The sequence below is a fragment of the Variovorax sp. Varisp46 genome, from assembly GCF_059491885.1.
Genome location: NZ_CP168515.1, coordinates 5571375 through 5585705, shown reverse-complemented (window position 1 = coordinate 5585705; position 14331 = coordinate 5571375). Strand labels below are relative to the sequence as shown.

At 68.7% G+C, this 14331-nt stretch carries 11 protein-coding genes; 7 read left to right on the top strand and 4 right to left on the bottom strand.

Annotation, left to right across the window (positions count from 1 at the left end):
* The first annotated feature begins 7 nt into the window (after positions 1-7).
* Entirely contained in the window at positions 8-1135 is a 1128-nt protein-coding gene (locus tag ACEN9N_RS26460; protein WP_413312337.1) for an ABC transporter substrate-binding protein, read from the top strand.
* A gap of 105 nt (positions 1136-1240) precedes the next feature.
* On the opposite strand, the gene ACEN9N_RS26455 is transcribed toward ACEN9N_RS26460, so the two are convergent.
* The 4 genes from ACEN9N_RS26455 to ACEN9N_RS26440 form a co-directional block, all read right to left on the bottom strand.
* Positions 1241-2335 (bottom strand): M14 family metallopeptidase, encoded by a 1095-nt coding sequence (locus tag ACEN9N_RS26455; protein ID WP_495654889.1) that lies wholly within the window; start codon positions 2333-2335, stop codon positions 1241-1243.
* A 7-nt stretch (positions 2336-2342) separates the two neighbouring features.
* Positions 2343-3545 (bottom strand): M20 aminoacylase family protein, encoded by a 1203-nt coding sequence (locus ACEN9N_RS26450; protein ID WP_495654888.1) that lies wholly within the window; start codon positions 3543-3545, stop codon positions 2343-2345.
* 75 nt (positions 3546-3620) lie between these two features.
* Entirely contained in the window at positions 3621-4118 is a 498-nt protein-coding gene (locus tag ACEN9N_RS26445) for a deaminase (RefSeq protein ID WP_413312333.1), read from the bottom strand.
* Positions 4119-4138: 20 nt separating this feature from the next.
* Positions 4139-5329: a glycerophosphodiester phosphodiesterase gene (locus ACEN9N_RS26440; RefSeq protein ID WP_495654887.1), complete on the bottom strand. Its 1191-nt coding sequence runs from the start codon at positions 5327-5329 to the stop codon at positions 4139-4141.
* A gap of 105 nt (positions 5330-5434) precedes the next feature.
* Between ACEN9N_RS26440 and argE the strand changes: the two genes are divergently transcribed.
* The 6 genes from argE to ACEN9N_RS26410 all read left to right on the top strand — a co-directional run bounded on the left by argE (position 5435) and on the right by ACEN9N_RS26410 (position 14322).
* Positions 5435-6601: an acetylornithine deacetylase gene (argE, locus tag ACEN9N_RS26435; RefSeq protein WP_495654886.1), complete on the top strand. Its 1167-nt coding sequence runs from the start codon at positions 5435-5437 to the stop codon at positions 6599-6601.
* Positions 6602-6768: 167 nt separating this feature from the next.
* Positions 6769-7992 (top strand): DUF445 domain-containing protein, encoded by a 1224-nt coding sequence (locus ACEN9N_RS26430; protein ID WP_495654885.1) that lies wholly within the window; start codon positions 6769-6771, stop codon positions 7990-7992.
* A gap of 118 nt (positions 7993-8110) precedes the next feature.
* Positions 8111-9763 carry a Vgb family protein gene (locus ACEN9N_RS26425; RefSeq protein WP_495654884.1) on the top strand — a complete coding sequence of 551 codons (1653 nt, stop codon included), beginning with the start codon at positions 8111-8113 and terminating at the stop codon, positions 9761-9763.
* Between the two features lie 134 nt (positions 9764-9897).
* Positions 9898-10671: an MHYT domain-containing protein gene (locus ACEN9N_RS26420; protein ID WP_007835438.1), complete on the top strand. Its 774-nt coding sequence runs from the start codon at positions 9898-9900 to the stop codon at positions 10669-10671.
* 94 nt (positions 10672-10765) lie between these two features.
* The gene (locus ACEN9N_RS26415; RefSeq protein ID WP_495654883.1) at positions 10766-12376 is read left to right on the top strand and encodes an acyl-CoA carboxylase subunit beta; all 1611 of its coding nucleotides are present in this window, start codon (positions 10766-10768) and stop codon (positions 12374-12376) included.
* Positions 12373-14322: an acetyl/propionyl/methylcrotonyl-CoA carboxylase subunit alpha gene (locus tag ACEN9N_RS26410; protein ID WP_495654882.1), complete on the top strand. Its 1950-nt coding sequence runs from the start codon at positions 12373-12375 to the stop codon at positions 14320-14322. Before ACEN9N_RS26415 ends, ACEN9N_RS26410 begins: the two co-directional genes overlap by 4 nt.
* The last annotated feature ends 9 nt before the right edge of the window (positions 14323-14331 follow it).

Sequence of the window (14331 nt, the reverse complement as noted above, 5' to 3'; positions counted from 1 at the left end):
TTTGGACATGATGAATCGACGACGTTTTTCCCTGGCCGCTGGCGCGGCCGCCACGCTGGGTGGCTTCGGCATTGCGCGGGCGCAGGGCGACACGCCGCTGGTGCTGGGCCAGTCGGCGCCGTTCACCGGGCCGGCGGCGCAGCTGGGCATCCAGTTCAACCAGGGCGCCAAGCTGTTCCTGGATGCCTACAACGCCCAGCCGGGCCGCCGCGACGTGGTGATCAAGAACCTCGACGACGGCTACGAGCCCGAGCGCTGCGCCGCCAACACGCAGAAGCTGATCGAAGAGGACGTGTTCGCCCTCTTCGGCTACGTCGGCACGCCGACCAGCCTGGCCGCGCTGCCGCTGGCGGTGAAGGACAAGGTGCCGTTCATCGCACCGCTCACCGGCGCGATGTCGCTGCGCGAGCCTTTCCAGAAGAACGTGTTCCACCTGCGCGCCTCGTACAACGACGAGACCGCGCTGATGGTGAAGCAGCTCACGCACCTGGGCCTGAAGAAGATCGCGGTCTTCTACCAGAACGACGCCTACGGCAAGGCCGGGCTCGACGGCGTGACGCTCGCGCTCGGCGAACAGCAGCTCAAGCCGGTGGCGCTGGCCACGGTGGAGCGCAACTCGGCCGACGTGGCGCAGGCAGTGAAGACCCTGGTGGCGGCCCGGCCCGACGCGGTGGTGCAGGTCGGCGCGTACAAGGCTTGCGCGGCCTTCATCCGCGAGGCGCGCAAGGCGGGCTACGGCGGCACTTTCTTCAACATGTCTTTCGTTGGCACGCAGGCGCTGGCGGACGAGTTGGGCAAGGATGCGGCCGGCGTGATGGTGACCCAGGTGGTGCCCTCGCCCTACAACGCGGCCAATGCGCTGGCGCGCGAGTTCACCGACGCGGTGCGCAAGGCCGGCGGCGGCGCGAGCGCCAATTTTTCGAGCATGGAAGGCTACCTGGCCGCGAAGGTGCTGACCGAGGGCCTGCGCAAGGCGCCGGGCAAGCCCACGCGCGAGAGCCTGATCGCAGGGCTCGAAAGCATCGACCGCCAGCAGTTCGGCGGCTTCGAGGTGTCGTTCTCGGCCAAGAACCACGTGGGCTCGAAGTTCGTCGAGCTCTCGATGCTGACGGGCGACGGCCGCGTCAGGACCTGAACTTCTTTCGTGGAATACCGCGGAACCGGCTTTGCCGGGCCGCAGGTATTGCCCCCTTGAGGGGGTTGGCGTAGCGACACGAAGTGCGCGAAGCCCCCGGGGGGGTCAGGCCGTCAGGCCATCCACAGCCTGGAACATCGCCTGCCGAGCCTGGCTGACGATCTGCCCGCGCCAGGCATCGGTGTCGGTATAGAACGCCTCGAGCATCCGCGCGCGGATGCCGTCGGCCAGATCGGCCGGCGCCTCGGGATGCTTGTGCAGCCAGTGGTCGGCGCGCAGGGCACCGGTCACTTCGAGCATCGGCAGCGTGCCGTATTCGAGCGCGATGCCGGTGTACTCGGCCTGCGGGCATTCCTCGTACGCCGAATCCCACATCATCCCGCGCAGCAGCGCCGATGTCGAAGAACCGTCGTAGATCGAGGTGACGGGCGCGGCCGGCGTGCCCCACCATGCATTGGCGCGAGCATAGGCGGCCTTGTCGTCGCGGCCGGCGAAGATGCGTTCGCCCAGCCCGTTGGGGCCTAGCCCCGTGTGCAGGTCGATCCAGGCGATGCGCCGAGCATTGCCCGCATGGCGCTTCAGCACGCTGCGAATCGTCTTGTTGCTCCAGGTCGGCGCCCTGCCGCCGAAGAACAGGCCGTCGTCGAACTGGTACTGCCCGCTAGTCACTGCCGCCTGGAAGGCAGTGGCGCCGTGCTTCTCGATCCACTTGGCGACCGCCGCCTGGTTCTCGGGGGTGGGCGGCCAGGTGGCGGGCAGCAGCAGCTCGTGCAGCTTGGCGTAGGGCTCGTTGACCGGCACCGGCTTCGAGAAATCGATGAAATTGCGGTTCAGGTCGACGTTCTCGTGCGTCACGCGACGGCCGTGCGAAAAGCCGTGCGGATTGAGCGCGTGCACATACAGCACCGCCACGCCCTGCGCCTTCGCCTTCTCGCGCCATTCGGCGTCGTGCAGCGCGAACACCTGCACGCCGCTGCCGCAGTGGCCCTCGACGCCGTGGCAGGCGCTGGTGACGATCAGCAGGTTCTGCGCGTTCGCGTCGCCGTCGAGCGCGACGTCCATCGACAGGTCTTCGCCGTCGCGCCCCTTGAGCGGATGCGCATGCGGCTCGACCGAGAGGCCGGCACTCACGCAACCCTGCAGGAACTTCTGGCGCGCCTGGGCATAGCGCGGCGAGAAGGCTTCGGCGATTCCGATCATGTGGCGATCAGGCGCTTGCGCCGCCGGGCTTGAGGAACTGCTCGGCGATCTGCACCCAGCAGGTGGCACCCAGCGGGATGAGATCGTCGTTGAAGTCGTAGCTCGCGTTGTGCAGGGTGCACGGGCCTTCGCCGTGGTGCATGTCGCGGTGCGTGCCGTCGCCGTTGCCGATGAAGGCGTACGCGCCCGGCTTGGCCTGGAGCATGAAGGCGAAGTCTTCCGAGGTCATGGCGGCCTCCTGCTTCAGCACGTTCTCGGGGCCGACGATGCCGCCCATCACGCGGCGCGCGAAGTCGGCCTCGGCCTCGGTGTTGACGGTGGGCGGGTAGTAGCGCTCGAAACGGAAGTCGCAGGTGGCGTCGTGCGCCGCGCAGATGTGGTCGCAGATCTGCTTCATGCGCGCCTCGATCATGTCGAGCACCTCGATCGAGAAGGTGCGCACCGTGCCCGACAGCTCGCAGTTGTCGGGAATCACGTTGTTGGCTTCGCCGGCGTGGATGGTAGTGACGGAGATGACGGCCGAATCGGTCGGCTTCATCTTGCGCGTGAGGATGGTCTGGAAGGCCTGCACGATCTCGCAGGCGATCGGCACCGGGTCGATGCCGGTCTGCGGCAGCGCGGCGTGGCCGCCCTTGCCGATCACGTTGACGAAGAACTTGTTGCCCGAGGCCATCACCGGACCGGGGCTCACGGCGAACTGGCCGGCCTTCATGCCGGGCCAGTTGTGCATGCCGAAGACGGCGTCCATGGGGAACTGCTCGAACAGCCCTTCCTTGATCATTTCGCGGGCACCGCCGCCGCCCTCTTCGGCCGGCTGGAAGATCAGGTACACGGTGCCGTCGAAGTTGCGGTGCTTCGCCAGGTGCTGCGCGGCCGCCAGCAGCATGGCGGTGTGGCCGTCGTGCCCGCAGGCGTGCATCTTGCCGTGGTGCTTGCTGGCGTGGGCGAAGGTGTTGAGCTCGGTGACGGGCAGCGCGTCCATGTCGGCGCGCAGGCCCACGGCGCGGCTGCTGGTGCCGTTCTTCACGATGCCCACCACCCCGGTGGTGCCCAGGCCGCGGTGGATGGGAATGCCCCATTCGGTGAGCTTGCCTGCCACCACGTCGGCGGTGCGGACTTCTTCGAAGCAGAGTTCGGGATGGGCGTGGAGGTCACGTCGGACGGCGGCGATGCCGGCGGCCTGCGTGACGAGCGAGTCGATGAGTTTCATGGCGTGGTCGTCTCAAAACGCCAGTCTATCCACTCCGGCGTTTCGAGGCACCCGCAAAGCCTCGTTATCCGGTATTCAGTGCCCGGCGGTCCAGAAGCCGATGTGCGGCGCGGAGGCTTCTTCCTCCAGCAGCGGCCCCACCACCTCGACGCGCCGCTGCCCGCGCGCGAAGACCTCGCGGCAGGGCAGCGAGAAGGTCGGGTTCTCGGGATGGTCGCCGGTCAGGCCGAGCAGCGCATGCTCGGACAGCGCGTAGACCACCCGCCCGATGTTCGTCCAGTAGATGGCGCCCGCGCACATGCAGCAGGGCTCGGCGCTGGTGTACAGCGTGCAGCGCTCCAGCTGCCCGGGCGTAAGCAGGCGCGCGGCCTGCGCCGCTGCCGCCAGCTCGGCATGCTGCGTGGGGTCGCCCTCGGGCGGCATCGAGTTGTTGCCCGCGGTGGCCACGACTTCGCCGTGCTCGTTCGCCACCAGCGCGGCAAAGGGATGGCGCCCACGCGCCTTCGATTCGTCCGACAGCCGGATGGCCATGCGAAGCAGTTCGAGGTCGCGCGGGGACAGGTCGGCGCTCATGTCTGGACGACGCCCCGCGTTCAGCGGCCGATGCTCTTCAGGTAGTCGGCGCGCGCGGCCAGCGCAGTGTCGGTGAAGTCGGTGAACACACCGTCCACGCCGAGCTTGTAGTACACGCCGTATTCGTTCTTGCCGTCCTTGTTGTAGTCGGAGGCCAGGCGGCGCGACTCGTTGCGGAAGGTGAAGGGGTGCACGAACAGGCCCGCCTTGTGCGCGTCGGCGATCAGCGAGGTGGGCGCCGTGGAGGTGGCGTCGGCGTCGTTGATCTTGCCGTCCTTGTTGACGTCCACCGGCTTGCCGTCGGCGCCGATGGTGCCCTTGATGCACACGATGTAGCGCTTCCAGGGACCGATGCCGTCGGCATACGTCTTGATCTCGGCCAGGCCCGCGGGCGTGACCATGGCGTCGAAGTTGCGCTTGTCGCCGGCCTTGGTCCAGTCGTAGGGGCGGTCGCTGGGCACGGCGAAGGTCACCGCGCCGGTCTTCAGGTCGACGCTGTCGCCGTCGATCAGCTGGACGATCTTCGTGTTCAGGCCCTTGCTCTTCATGTACTTCAGGCTGCCCGGCTCGAACGACTGCACGTAGATCGGCGCGGTCTTGCTGTTCCAGCCGGCGGCGTTGATGGCCGCGATGACCTTGTCTTCCAGCGGCAGGCCCAGGTCGCGGAAGTAGGTCGGGTTCTTCGTCTCGGGGTAGATGGCGATGGTGCGGCCGGTTTCCTTCGACTTCGCCTTGGCGAAATCGATGATCTCCTGGAAGGTCGGGATCTTGTACTTGCCGTTGAACTCCTGCGGGCGCTCGGCATCGGTGGAGATGCCCCCCAGGGTCTTGATCTCGGCCAGCGTGAAGTCGTTGCTGAACCAGCCGGTCTGGGTCTCGCCGTCGACCTTGATGGTCTTCTTGCGCGAAGCGAAGCGGGGGTGCTTGGCCACGTCGGTGCTGATGGCGAGGTTGGGGTCGTGGCGGGCGATGAGCACGCCGTCCTTGGTGGAGACCAGGTCCATCTCGATCACGTCGGCGCCGAGTTCGATGGCGCGCGCATAGGCTTCGAGCGTTTCTTCCGGCAGATAGCCCGATGCGCCGCGGTGGGCGATGACCAGCGGCGGGTTGCCGTCGAGCGTCAGCAGCTTGTTGCTGGAGGGTCCGGTGCTGCTGCAGGCTGCCACGCAAAGGGCGGCTGTGGCGGTCAGGGCGATCTGAAGGGTGCGCATGGTCGTGGTTTCTCCGTCCGAATGAAGAGGCGCAGGGTAACCGCTTCGCGTGACAGCTTCGGCACCCACGCTCGCGCGGCGCCGACTTCCTGGAGAATGTGTTGCATGCTCCATACGCTTTCCCCCCAAAGCCTGCTGCTGGCCCAGACCCTGGTGCGCATGAACACCGTCAGTGCCAACAGCAACCTCCAACTGATCGACTTCGCGCAGAGCCACCTCGCGGCCCTGGGCGTCAAGAGCCGCATCACCTACAACGCCGAGCGCACCAAGGCGAACCTGTTCGCCACGCTGGGCGAAGGCAAGCCGGCCGGCGTGATCGTCTCGGGCCACACCGACACGGTGCCGTGGGACGGGCAGGACTGGAGCGTCGACCCGCTCTCCGCCGTGGTGCGCGACGAGCGGCTGTACGGCCGCGGCTCGGCCGACATGAAGAGCTTCATCGCCATCGCGCTGTCGAACGCGAAGCGCGTTTTGGAAAGCGACTCGCCCTTCGCGGTGCACTTCGCATTCAGCTACGAGGAAGAGATCGGCTGCTTCGGCGTGAAGGAACTCATCGCCGACATGCGCGAAGCCAACATCAAGCCGCTGGCCTGCATCGTGGGCGAACCCACCAGCATGGTGCCCGCCATCGCGCACAAGGGCGTCTACCGCTACAAGTGCTGCGTGCGCGGCAAGGAGGCGCATTCGTCGCTCACGCCGAAGTCGGTCAATGCCATCGAGATGGCGGCGCGCGTGATCGGCAAGGTGCGCGACATGGCGGAAGGCTTCGAGCGCAGCGAGCCGCGCTACGAGGGCTTCGACGTGCCATTCAGTACCGCGAGCGTGGGCCAGTTCCACGGCGGCATCGCCGACAACGTGGTGCCGCGCGACGCCGAGTTCCGCTACGAGTTCCGCGACCTGCCGACCGCCGATGCGAAGCGCATGCAGGCCGACGTGGTGGCCTACGCGGGCAGCATCGAGCCCGCGATGAAGAAGGTGGCGCCCGATGCGGGCTTCAGCTTCGAGACCATCTGCGAGATCCCGAGCTTCCTGGGCTCTGCCAACGACCCCGTCACGCTGCTGGCGCAGCGCCTGGCAAGCGAGGATCGCACCACGCTGGTGGCCTTCGGCACCGAAGCGGGCCTGTTCAAGAACGCCGGCATCCCCACGGTGGTGTGCGGTCCGGGCAGCATCGAGCAGGCGCACCAGCCCGACGAGTACGTGAGCCTCGAGCAGCTGGCGCGCTGCGAGCTGTTCATGGAGCGGCTGGCTTCTTCTTCTGCCATCGGCTGAGATGGGCATTGCTTTCCGGGGCGTCGTTCGGGGCGCGCTCACGCCGACGGGGGACATTCGCGGAGGGGGGTACCCGGTGCCCTGTGCACGCACCCCGGAGCATCGCGGCTGTGCGATGGAAGACTGACGGGCTTGAATTGACCGAAAGCAGCACTCCACTGCAGCGCATGAAGCGCGTCGCCCTCGGCCTGCTGTGCGGCGCCGCCGTGCTCTACGCAGTGGCCAGTGCACTGCATGCGCAGCACCCGGCGTGGGGCTACGTCGCCGCCTTCTCCGAAGCCGCGATGGTCGGCGCCATTGCCGACTGGTTCGCGGTGGTGGCGCTGTTTCGCCATCCGCTGGGCCTGCCGATTCCGCACACCGCCATCATCCCGAGCAACAAGGACCGCATCGGCGCCAAGCTCGCGGGCTTCATCTGCGACAACTTCCTGAGCACCGGGCAGGTGCTCGGCAAGCTGCGGGAATTCGATGCGGCCGGGCGCATCGCCGACTGGCTGGCCCGGCCCGCGAGCGGCGAGAAGCTCGGCGAATGGGGCGTGGCCGCCGCGCGCTACGGGCTCTCGGCCTTCGACGACGAGCGGGTGCGCGACTTCCTGGGGCGCGCCGCCGCGGCGGGCCTCGAGAAGATCGATCTCTCGCGCCTCACCGGCCAGGCGCTCGACGCGCTCACCGCCGGCGGGCGCCACCAGGCCCTGCTCGACGACGTGCTGCAGCAGGTGGCCGGCCTGCTCGAAGGCGACGAGGTGCAGGCGCACATCACCGAGGCCATCGCGCGCGAGATCAAGACGCTGCGCTACGTCGGCCTCGACCAGGTGGCCGCCAAGCTGGCCACGCGCAAGATCGTCGCAGCCGTGGCGCGCACCATCGGCGAGCTGGCGGCCGAGCCCGACCATCCGATGCGCAGGCGCTTCGATCACTTCGTCGACGACTTCGTGGTGCGCCTGAAGCTCGACCCCGAGTTCCAGCAGCGCGGCGAGCAGATCCGCGCCGAGCTCGTCGCGCACCCGGCCCTGGGCGACTACCTGCATGGCCTGTGGGGCGAGCTGCTGGCGTGGCTGCACGACGACCTGGGCCGCGGCGACTCGACCATCCGCCGGCGCATCGCCTCGATGGCCGCCGCGCTGGGCACGCGGCTGCAGGGCGACGAGGCCATCCGCCGCTGGATCAACGAGCAGATCGAGGCGGCCGCGCCGCTGGCCATCGAGCGCTACCGAGAAGACATCCGCCGCTACATCGAGGAACGCGTGGGCGAGTGGAACGCTCAGGAAATGACGCTCGAGCTGGAGCGCCACATCGGGCGCGACCTGCAGTTCATCCGCATCAACGGCACGCTGGTGGGCGGGCTCGTGGGACTGCTGATCCACACGGTCACGCAGCTGCTGCGCGGCTGAGCGGCCCCGGGTAATCCACAGCGGACGAAAGTCCGCATCCTGTCTCCGGAGAGACCCCGCGGCCCCTCCCGCCTCCTAGACTGTTTCGCGCATCGATCAACCAGAGGAGACACGCACCATGCCCCGTCGAAGCAGCCTCGGCGCCCTCGCGCTGACCGCCACCCTCGCCCTGCTGGGCGCCTGCGGCAGCCTCGCGCCGCCATCGGCCACGCGGCCCGCTTCCTGGGGCCCGCCCGAGGCGCTGGTCGCCCCGTCGTCCTTCGCCGGGGTGCATGGGCTGGCCATCGACGCCAAGGGCCGGCTGCTCGCCGGCTCGGTGCTCGGCAACACGCTGTGGGAGGTCGACCGCAGCACCGGCGCAGCCAAGGTGCTGATCGACGCGCCCGAGGGCCAGGCCGACGACATCGCCGTCGGCCCGAAGGGCGAGCTGGCCTGGACCAACTACCTCATGGGCATGCTGCGCTACCGCGAGAGCGACGCCGCGCCCATGCGCGTGCTCGCCAAGGACCTGCCCGGCCTCAACTCGCTCGACTTCGACCGCCGCAACGGCAGGCTCTACGCCTCGCAGGTGTTCCTGGGCGACGCGCTGTGGGAAATCGACCGCGAAGGCCAGAAGCCGCCGCGGCTCATCAAGAAGGACATGGGCGGCTTCAACGGCTTCGAGGTGGGGTCCGACGGCATGCTCTACGGGCCGCTCTGGTTCAAGGGCCAGGTCGTGAAGATCGACCCGGCGACCGGCGCCATGACCGTGCTCGCCGATGGCTTCAAGATCCCGGCCGCCGCCAACCTCGACGGCAAGGGCAACCTCTGGGTGGTCGATGCGCGCAGCGGCGAGCTGGTGCGGGTGGACCTCGCCACCGGCCGCAAGACCGTCGCGAAACAGCTGCGGCCCTCGCTCGACAACCTCGCCATCGCGCCGGACGGAACCATCTACGTCTCCAACATGGCGAACAACGAGGTGCAGGCCTTCAACCCCGCCACCGGTGACCTGCGCACGCTCACCAGCGGCAAGTTGGCCGTGCCGGCCGGCATGAAGATCGACGGCAACGACCTCTGGGTGGCCGACGTCTTCGGCTTTCGCCAGGTCGACGTGCGCACCGGCGAGGTGCGCGACGTGTTCCGCATGCAGCGCGACCCCGACCTCGACTATCCGTTCGCGGTCGGGCTTTCGGCCAGGCTCTTCGCGCTGAGCTCGTGGTTCACGGGCACGGTGCAGCTGGTCGACCGCCAGACGCTGAAGACCGTCGAAACCATTCACGGCCTGAAAGCGCCGTTCGACGCCATCCCCATGCCCGACGGCAGCGTGATCTACGCCGAGATCGCCACCGGCAGCATCACCCGCGCGAGTGGGCCGAAGTTCTCCGAAAAGTCAGTGCTTGCTAGCGGCTTGAACGGCCCGGTGCAGATGGTCGTCGGCCGAGACGGCGCGCTCTACGTGACCGAGGCGGCCGGCAAGCTCTTGCGCATTCCGCTGGACGCCAGTGCGCCGCTGCGCACCGTGGCCGACGGGCTGGCGCTGCCCGAGGGGCTGGCGCAAACGCCGTGGGGCAGCTTCATCGTGGCAGAGAGCGCGGCGCGCCGGCTGGTGGAAATCGACCCCGTGAACGGCACGCGCCGGACGGTCGCCGAGAACCTGCCGATCGGCCTCGCGCCCGGGCCGGGACTGCCCCCGCCCTATGTGGTGACAGGCGTTGCAGTGGGCCGCGACGGCACGATCTACATGGCTGCCGATCGCAACAATGCGATATATCGAATTCGGCCCGTAAGGTAGCGTAACGAAAAGTTTAGATTTCGGTTTACTTTTAAAAACAAATATTACAGACTGCGCGGGACGTCTTGCAGCGTCCCGATCGCATCCGGTGGTCGGGAGTCCGCGAGGCGCTCTTTTCTTGAAAGGGACATCGCATGACACCGCTCGTCACAGGCCAACTTCTGTCGCCCGAGTACGCACTGGGCATGGTCGCGCTTTCGTTCGTCATTTCTTTCGCGGGCTCGCTGGTGGCCCTCATCTGCGCCGGCCGCATGGTCGGGGCGGACGGCAAACCCAACCTCGCCGTCGTGGCCTGCGCAGCAGTGGCGCTGGGCGGCATCGGCATCTGGTCGATGCACTTCATCGGCATGCTGGCGTACCGCCTGCCGGTGGCCATCTCGTACAACATGCCGCTCACGGTGGTGTCGCTGGTGGCGGCCATCCTGATCTCCGGCATTGCCCTCTACATGGCCGGCGGACGGCGCAAGTTCAGCAAATCGGGGTGGCTCGGCGGCAGCCTGCTGGCCGGCATCGGTGTCTGCGTGATGCACTACATGGGCATGTTCGCGATGAACATGCGCGCCTCGATGGACTTCGACCTGACGAGGGTCGGGCTGTCGGTGCTGATCGCCGTCACCGCCGCCGGGGCGGCCCTGTGGCTGGCGTTCAACCTGCGCAAGTTCACGCACAAGGTTGCGGCGGCCGTGGTGATGGGCGTGGCGGTCTGCACCATGCACTACGTGGGCATGAGCGCGGCCAGCATGGTGTGCATCGCCACGGCGCCCACTGACGCGCTGGCCATCGGCGGCAGCTACATGGGCCTCACGGTGTTCGGCACGGCCGGCGCGGTGCTGATCTTCATCTACTGGGTGGTCACCGGCAGCAGCCTCGACGCCCCGGTGGCCGCGCGGCGCGCCCGCGCAAGCTGACCTCCCTGCGGCCAGCCAGTAAGCGCAAGCGGGGGCGGCGCCCGCCCCCTAGAGTCGGTGCAGAGCGAAAACAAGCGACCTGCACAGACTCCACATGCCAGTCATCGAATCCCGGCTGCAAGCGGCCAGCGACACCTTCCAGGCCAACCGCACCGGCATGCTCGCGCTGCTCGGCCAGGTGCGCGCACACGAGGCCCGCGCCGTCGCAGCCTCCGGCGCCTCGGCCGAGCGCTTTGCCAAGCGCGGGCAGCTGCTGCCGCGCGAGCGCCTCGCGCTGCTGCTCGACACGGGCGCGCCCTTCCTGCCGCTGGCCTCGCTCGCGGGGCTGGGGCATGACGAGCCCGATCTGGCCAGGAGCGTGCCGGGCGGCGGCCTGATCTCCGGCATCGGCCAGGTGTCGGGCGTGCGCTGCATGGTCAGCGCCTCCGACTCGGGCATCGATGCCGGTGCGCTGCAGCCCATGGGCCTGGACAAGCAGCTGCGCGTGCAGGAGATCGCGTTCGAGAACAAGCTGCCCTACGTGCAGCTGGTGGAAAGCGCCGGCGCCAACCTCATGCAATACCGCGTGCAGGACTTCGTGCGCGGCGGCAACATCTTCCGCAACCTCGCGCGGCTGTCGGCCGCGGGGCTGCCGGTGGTGACGGTGACGCACGGCTCCTCGACCGCGGGCGGCGCCTACCAGACCGGGCTGTCCGACTACATCGTGATGGTGCGCGACCGCACGCGGGCCTTTCTCGCGGGGCCGCCGCTGCTGAGGGCGGCCACCGGCGAGATCGCGACCGAAGAAGAGCTGGGCGGCGCCGTGATGCACACCCACATCTCGGGCCTGGGCGACTACCTGGCGGAAGACGACCGCGACGCCATCCGCATCGCGCGCGCCATCCTCGGCGGCATCGACTGGGCGCGCGACGAAGAGCCGCGCCGGTTCGCGCCGCCGCGCTACGACGCCGAAGACCTGCTCGGCATCATGCCGAGCGACGGCCGCCGGCCGGTGGACATGCGCGAGGTCATCGCGCGCATCGCCGACGGCTCCGAGTTCCTGGCGTTCAGCGAGCACTACGGCAGCGCCACCGTCTGCGGCCACATCCGGCTCGAAGGGCATGCGGTGGGCATCGTCACCAACAACGGCCCCATCGACTCCGACGGCGCGACCAAGGCCACGCACTTCATCCAGGCCTGCTGCCAGTCGCGCACGCCCATCGTCTACCTGCAGAACATCACGGGCTACATGGTGGGCCGCGCACACGAGGAGGCCGGCATCATCAAGCATGGCGCGAAGATGATCCAGGCCGTGACCAGCGCGACGGTGCCGCAGATCACGCTGCATTGCGGCGCCTCGTACGGCGCCGGCAACTACGGCATGTGCGGCCGCGGCTTCGCGCCGCGCTTCTGCTTCTCGTGGCCCAACGCGCGCACCGCGGTGATGGGCGGCGAGCAGGCGGCGAAGACCATGGCCATCGTGATGGAGGCCGGCATGGCAAGAAAGGGCGCGGTCGATCACGCGAAGATCGAGGCGATGCAGCAGCAGGTCGTCGAGCGCTTCGAGAGCCAGATGAGCGTGTTCACGACCAGCGCGCTGCTGCTGGACGACGGCGTGATCGATCCACGCGACACGCGCGCAGTGCTGGCCGAAGTTCTTTCCGTGTGCCGCGATGCCGATGCGCGCGTGCCGCAGGCCATGCAGTTCTCGGTGGCACGGCCATGAGCAGCGCGTTCCACAAGATCCTGATCGCGAACCGCGGCGAGATCGCGGCGCGCGTGATGCGCACCGCGCGCGCCATGGGCTGCCGCACGGTGGCCGTGTATTCGAGCGCCGACGCGGATGCTGAACACGTGCGGCAGGCCGACGAGGCGGTGTGGATCGGCGAGTCGCTGCCCGCGCAGAGCTACCTGAACATCGCCGCGATCGTCGAGGCCGCGCATGCGAGCGGCGCCGATGCGGTGCACCCGGGCTACGGCTTCCTCGCGGAGAACGCGGCATTCGCACAGGCCTGCCGCGATGCGGGGCTGGTCTTCATCGGGCCATCGCCCGAAGCCATCCGCGCGATGGGCGACAAGGCCGGCGCCAAGCGGCTGATGCAGGCGGCGGGCGTGCCATGCATTCCGGGCTACCAGGGCGAAGACCAGCGCACGGAAAAGCTCGCGGCCGAGGCGGCGCGCATCGGCTGGCCCGTGATGATCAAGGCGACCGCGGGCGGCGGCGGGCGCGGCATGCGGCTCGTCACCTCGGCGGCCAACTTCGCCGAGCAGTTGCACAGCGCGCAATCCGAAGCGCTCAATGCCTTCGGCGATGCCACCGTGATCTTGGAGCGCGCCATCATCGCGCCGCGCCACATCGAGATCCAGGTGTTCGCCGACCGGCACGGCAACGCCATCCACCTCGGCGAACGCGACTGCTCGGTGCAGCGGCGGCACCAGAAGGTGATCGAGGAAGCGCCCTCGCCGGCCGTGTCCGACGCGCTGCGCGAACGCATGGGCGCGACCGCCGTCGCGGCGGCGAAAGCCATCGCCTACGAAGGCGCGGGCACATTGGAATTTCTGCTCGATGCAGAGGGCCAGTACTGGTTCATGGAAATGAACACGCGCCTGCAGGTGGAGCACCCGGTGACCGAAGCAGTGACGGGCCTCGACCTGGTCGAGCTGCAACTGCGCGTCGCGGCCGGTGAGCCCCTGCCCTTGACGCAGCAGGACGTGCGCATCGCCGGCCACGCCATCGAGGTGCGTCTGTGCGCCGAAGACCCACGGCAGGGCTTCCTGCCGCAAAGTGGTGCGCTCGCGGCATGGCGGCCTTCGCCCGCGCTGCGCACCGAGCACGCCTTGCGCGACGGTGCCGCCGTGCCGCCCTTCTACGACTCGATGATCGCCAAGCTCGTGGCGCACGGCCGCACGCGCGAGGAAGCCCGGCAGCGGCTGGCCGCGGGCCTGCAGGACACGGTGGCGCTCGGCCTCTCGACCAACCAGCAACTGCTGCAGCGTGCACTGTCGCACGATGTGTTCGCGAGCGGCGCGGCAACGACCGCCTTCATCGGCGATCACCTCGAATCGCTGCTTGCCGCGGATGCCGTCAACGAAACCCGCGCTGCATTGCTGGCGGCGCTGTTGCTGCAACTGGGCGAGCGCGGCCGGCCCTCGCCGCTGGCGCACAAGCTTCCCAATTCCCTGCGCTTCTCGCTCGACGGCGTGGTGCGTGCGGCCCGCGTGACACCGCGTGGTGCCGGCCGATTCGACATCGCACTGGACGGCGCAGCCCCCGTGCAGCTCGCATTGCTCGCACTGCCTGGCGACGGCGGCCTGCGCTTCTCGTGCGGCGGGCTGGCCGAGCAGGCGTTCGTCGCGCGGCAAGCCGAACGCGTGGATTTCCACTTTCGCGGCCAGTCGTTCCGATTGGAGAACCTCACGCACGTCGCGGTGGCGCGCACCGACGGCACCGGCAGCGACGGCCTGCTGCGCGCCTCCATGAACGGCCGGGTGATCGCGCTGCTCGTGGCCGAAGGCGATGCGGTCGCTGCGGGCCAGCCGCTGGTCACGCTCGAGGCGATGAAGATGGAGCACGTCCATTGCGCGCCGCGCGCCGGCCGCGTCGCCCTGCATGTCGCGGTGGGCGCGCAGGTGGCCGCGCGCCATGTGGTCGCGCAGGTCGCGGACGCATGACGGCGACGG

Coding starts and splice junctions, on each gene's coding strand:
- ACEN9N_RS26460 (WP_413312337.1), top strand. CDS start 8: ATGATGAATCGACGACGTTTTTCCCTGGCCGCTGGCGCGGCCGCCACG.
- ACEN9N_RS26455 (WP_495654889.1), bottom strand. CDS start 2,335: ATGATCGGAATCGCCGAAGCCTTCTCGCCGCGCTATGCCCAGGCGCGC.
- ACEN9N_RS26450 (WP_495654888.1), bottom strand. CDS start 3,545: ATGAAACTCATCGACTCGCTCGTCACGCAGGCCGCCGGCATCGCCGCC.
- ACEN9N_RS26445 (WP_413312333.1), bottom strand. CDS start 4,118: ATGAGCGCCGACCTGTCCCCGCGCGACCTCGAACTGCTTCGCATGGCC.
- ACEN9N_RS26440 (WP_495654887.1), bottom strand. CDS start 5,329: ATGCGCACCCTTCAGATCGCCCTGACCGCCACAGCCGCCCTTTGCGTG.
- argE (WP_495654886.1), top strand. CDS start 5,435: ATGCTCCATACGCTTTCCCCCCAAAGCCTGCTGCTGGCCCAGACCCTG.
- ACEN9N_RS26430 (WP_495654885.1), top strand. CDS start 6,769: ATGAAGCGCGTCGCCCTCGGCCTGCTGTGCGGCGCCGCCGTGCTCTAC.
- ACEN9N_RS26425 (WP_495654884.1), top strand. CDS start 8,111: ATGCCCCGTCGAAGCAGCCTCGGCGCCCTCGCGCTGACCGCCACCCTC.
- ACEN9N_RS26420 (WP_007835438.1), top strand. CDS start 9,898: ATGACACCGCTCGTCACAGGCCAACTTCTGTCGCCCGAGTACGCACTG.
- ACEN9N_RS26415 (WP_495654883.1), top strand. CDS start 10,766: ATGCCAGTCATCGAATCCCGGCTGCAAGCGGCCAGCGACACCTTCCAG.
- ACEN9N_RS26410 (WP_495654882.1), top strand. CDS start 12,373: ATGAGCAGCGCGTTCCACAAGATCCTGATCGCGAACCGCGGCGAGATC.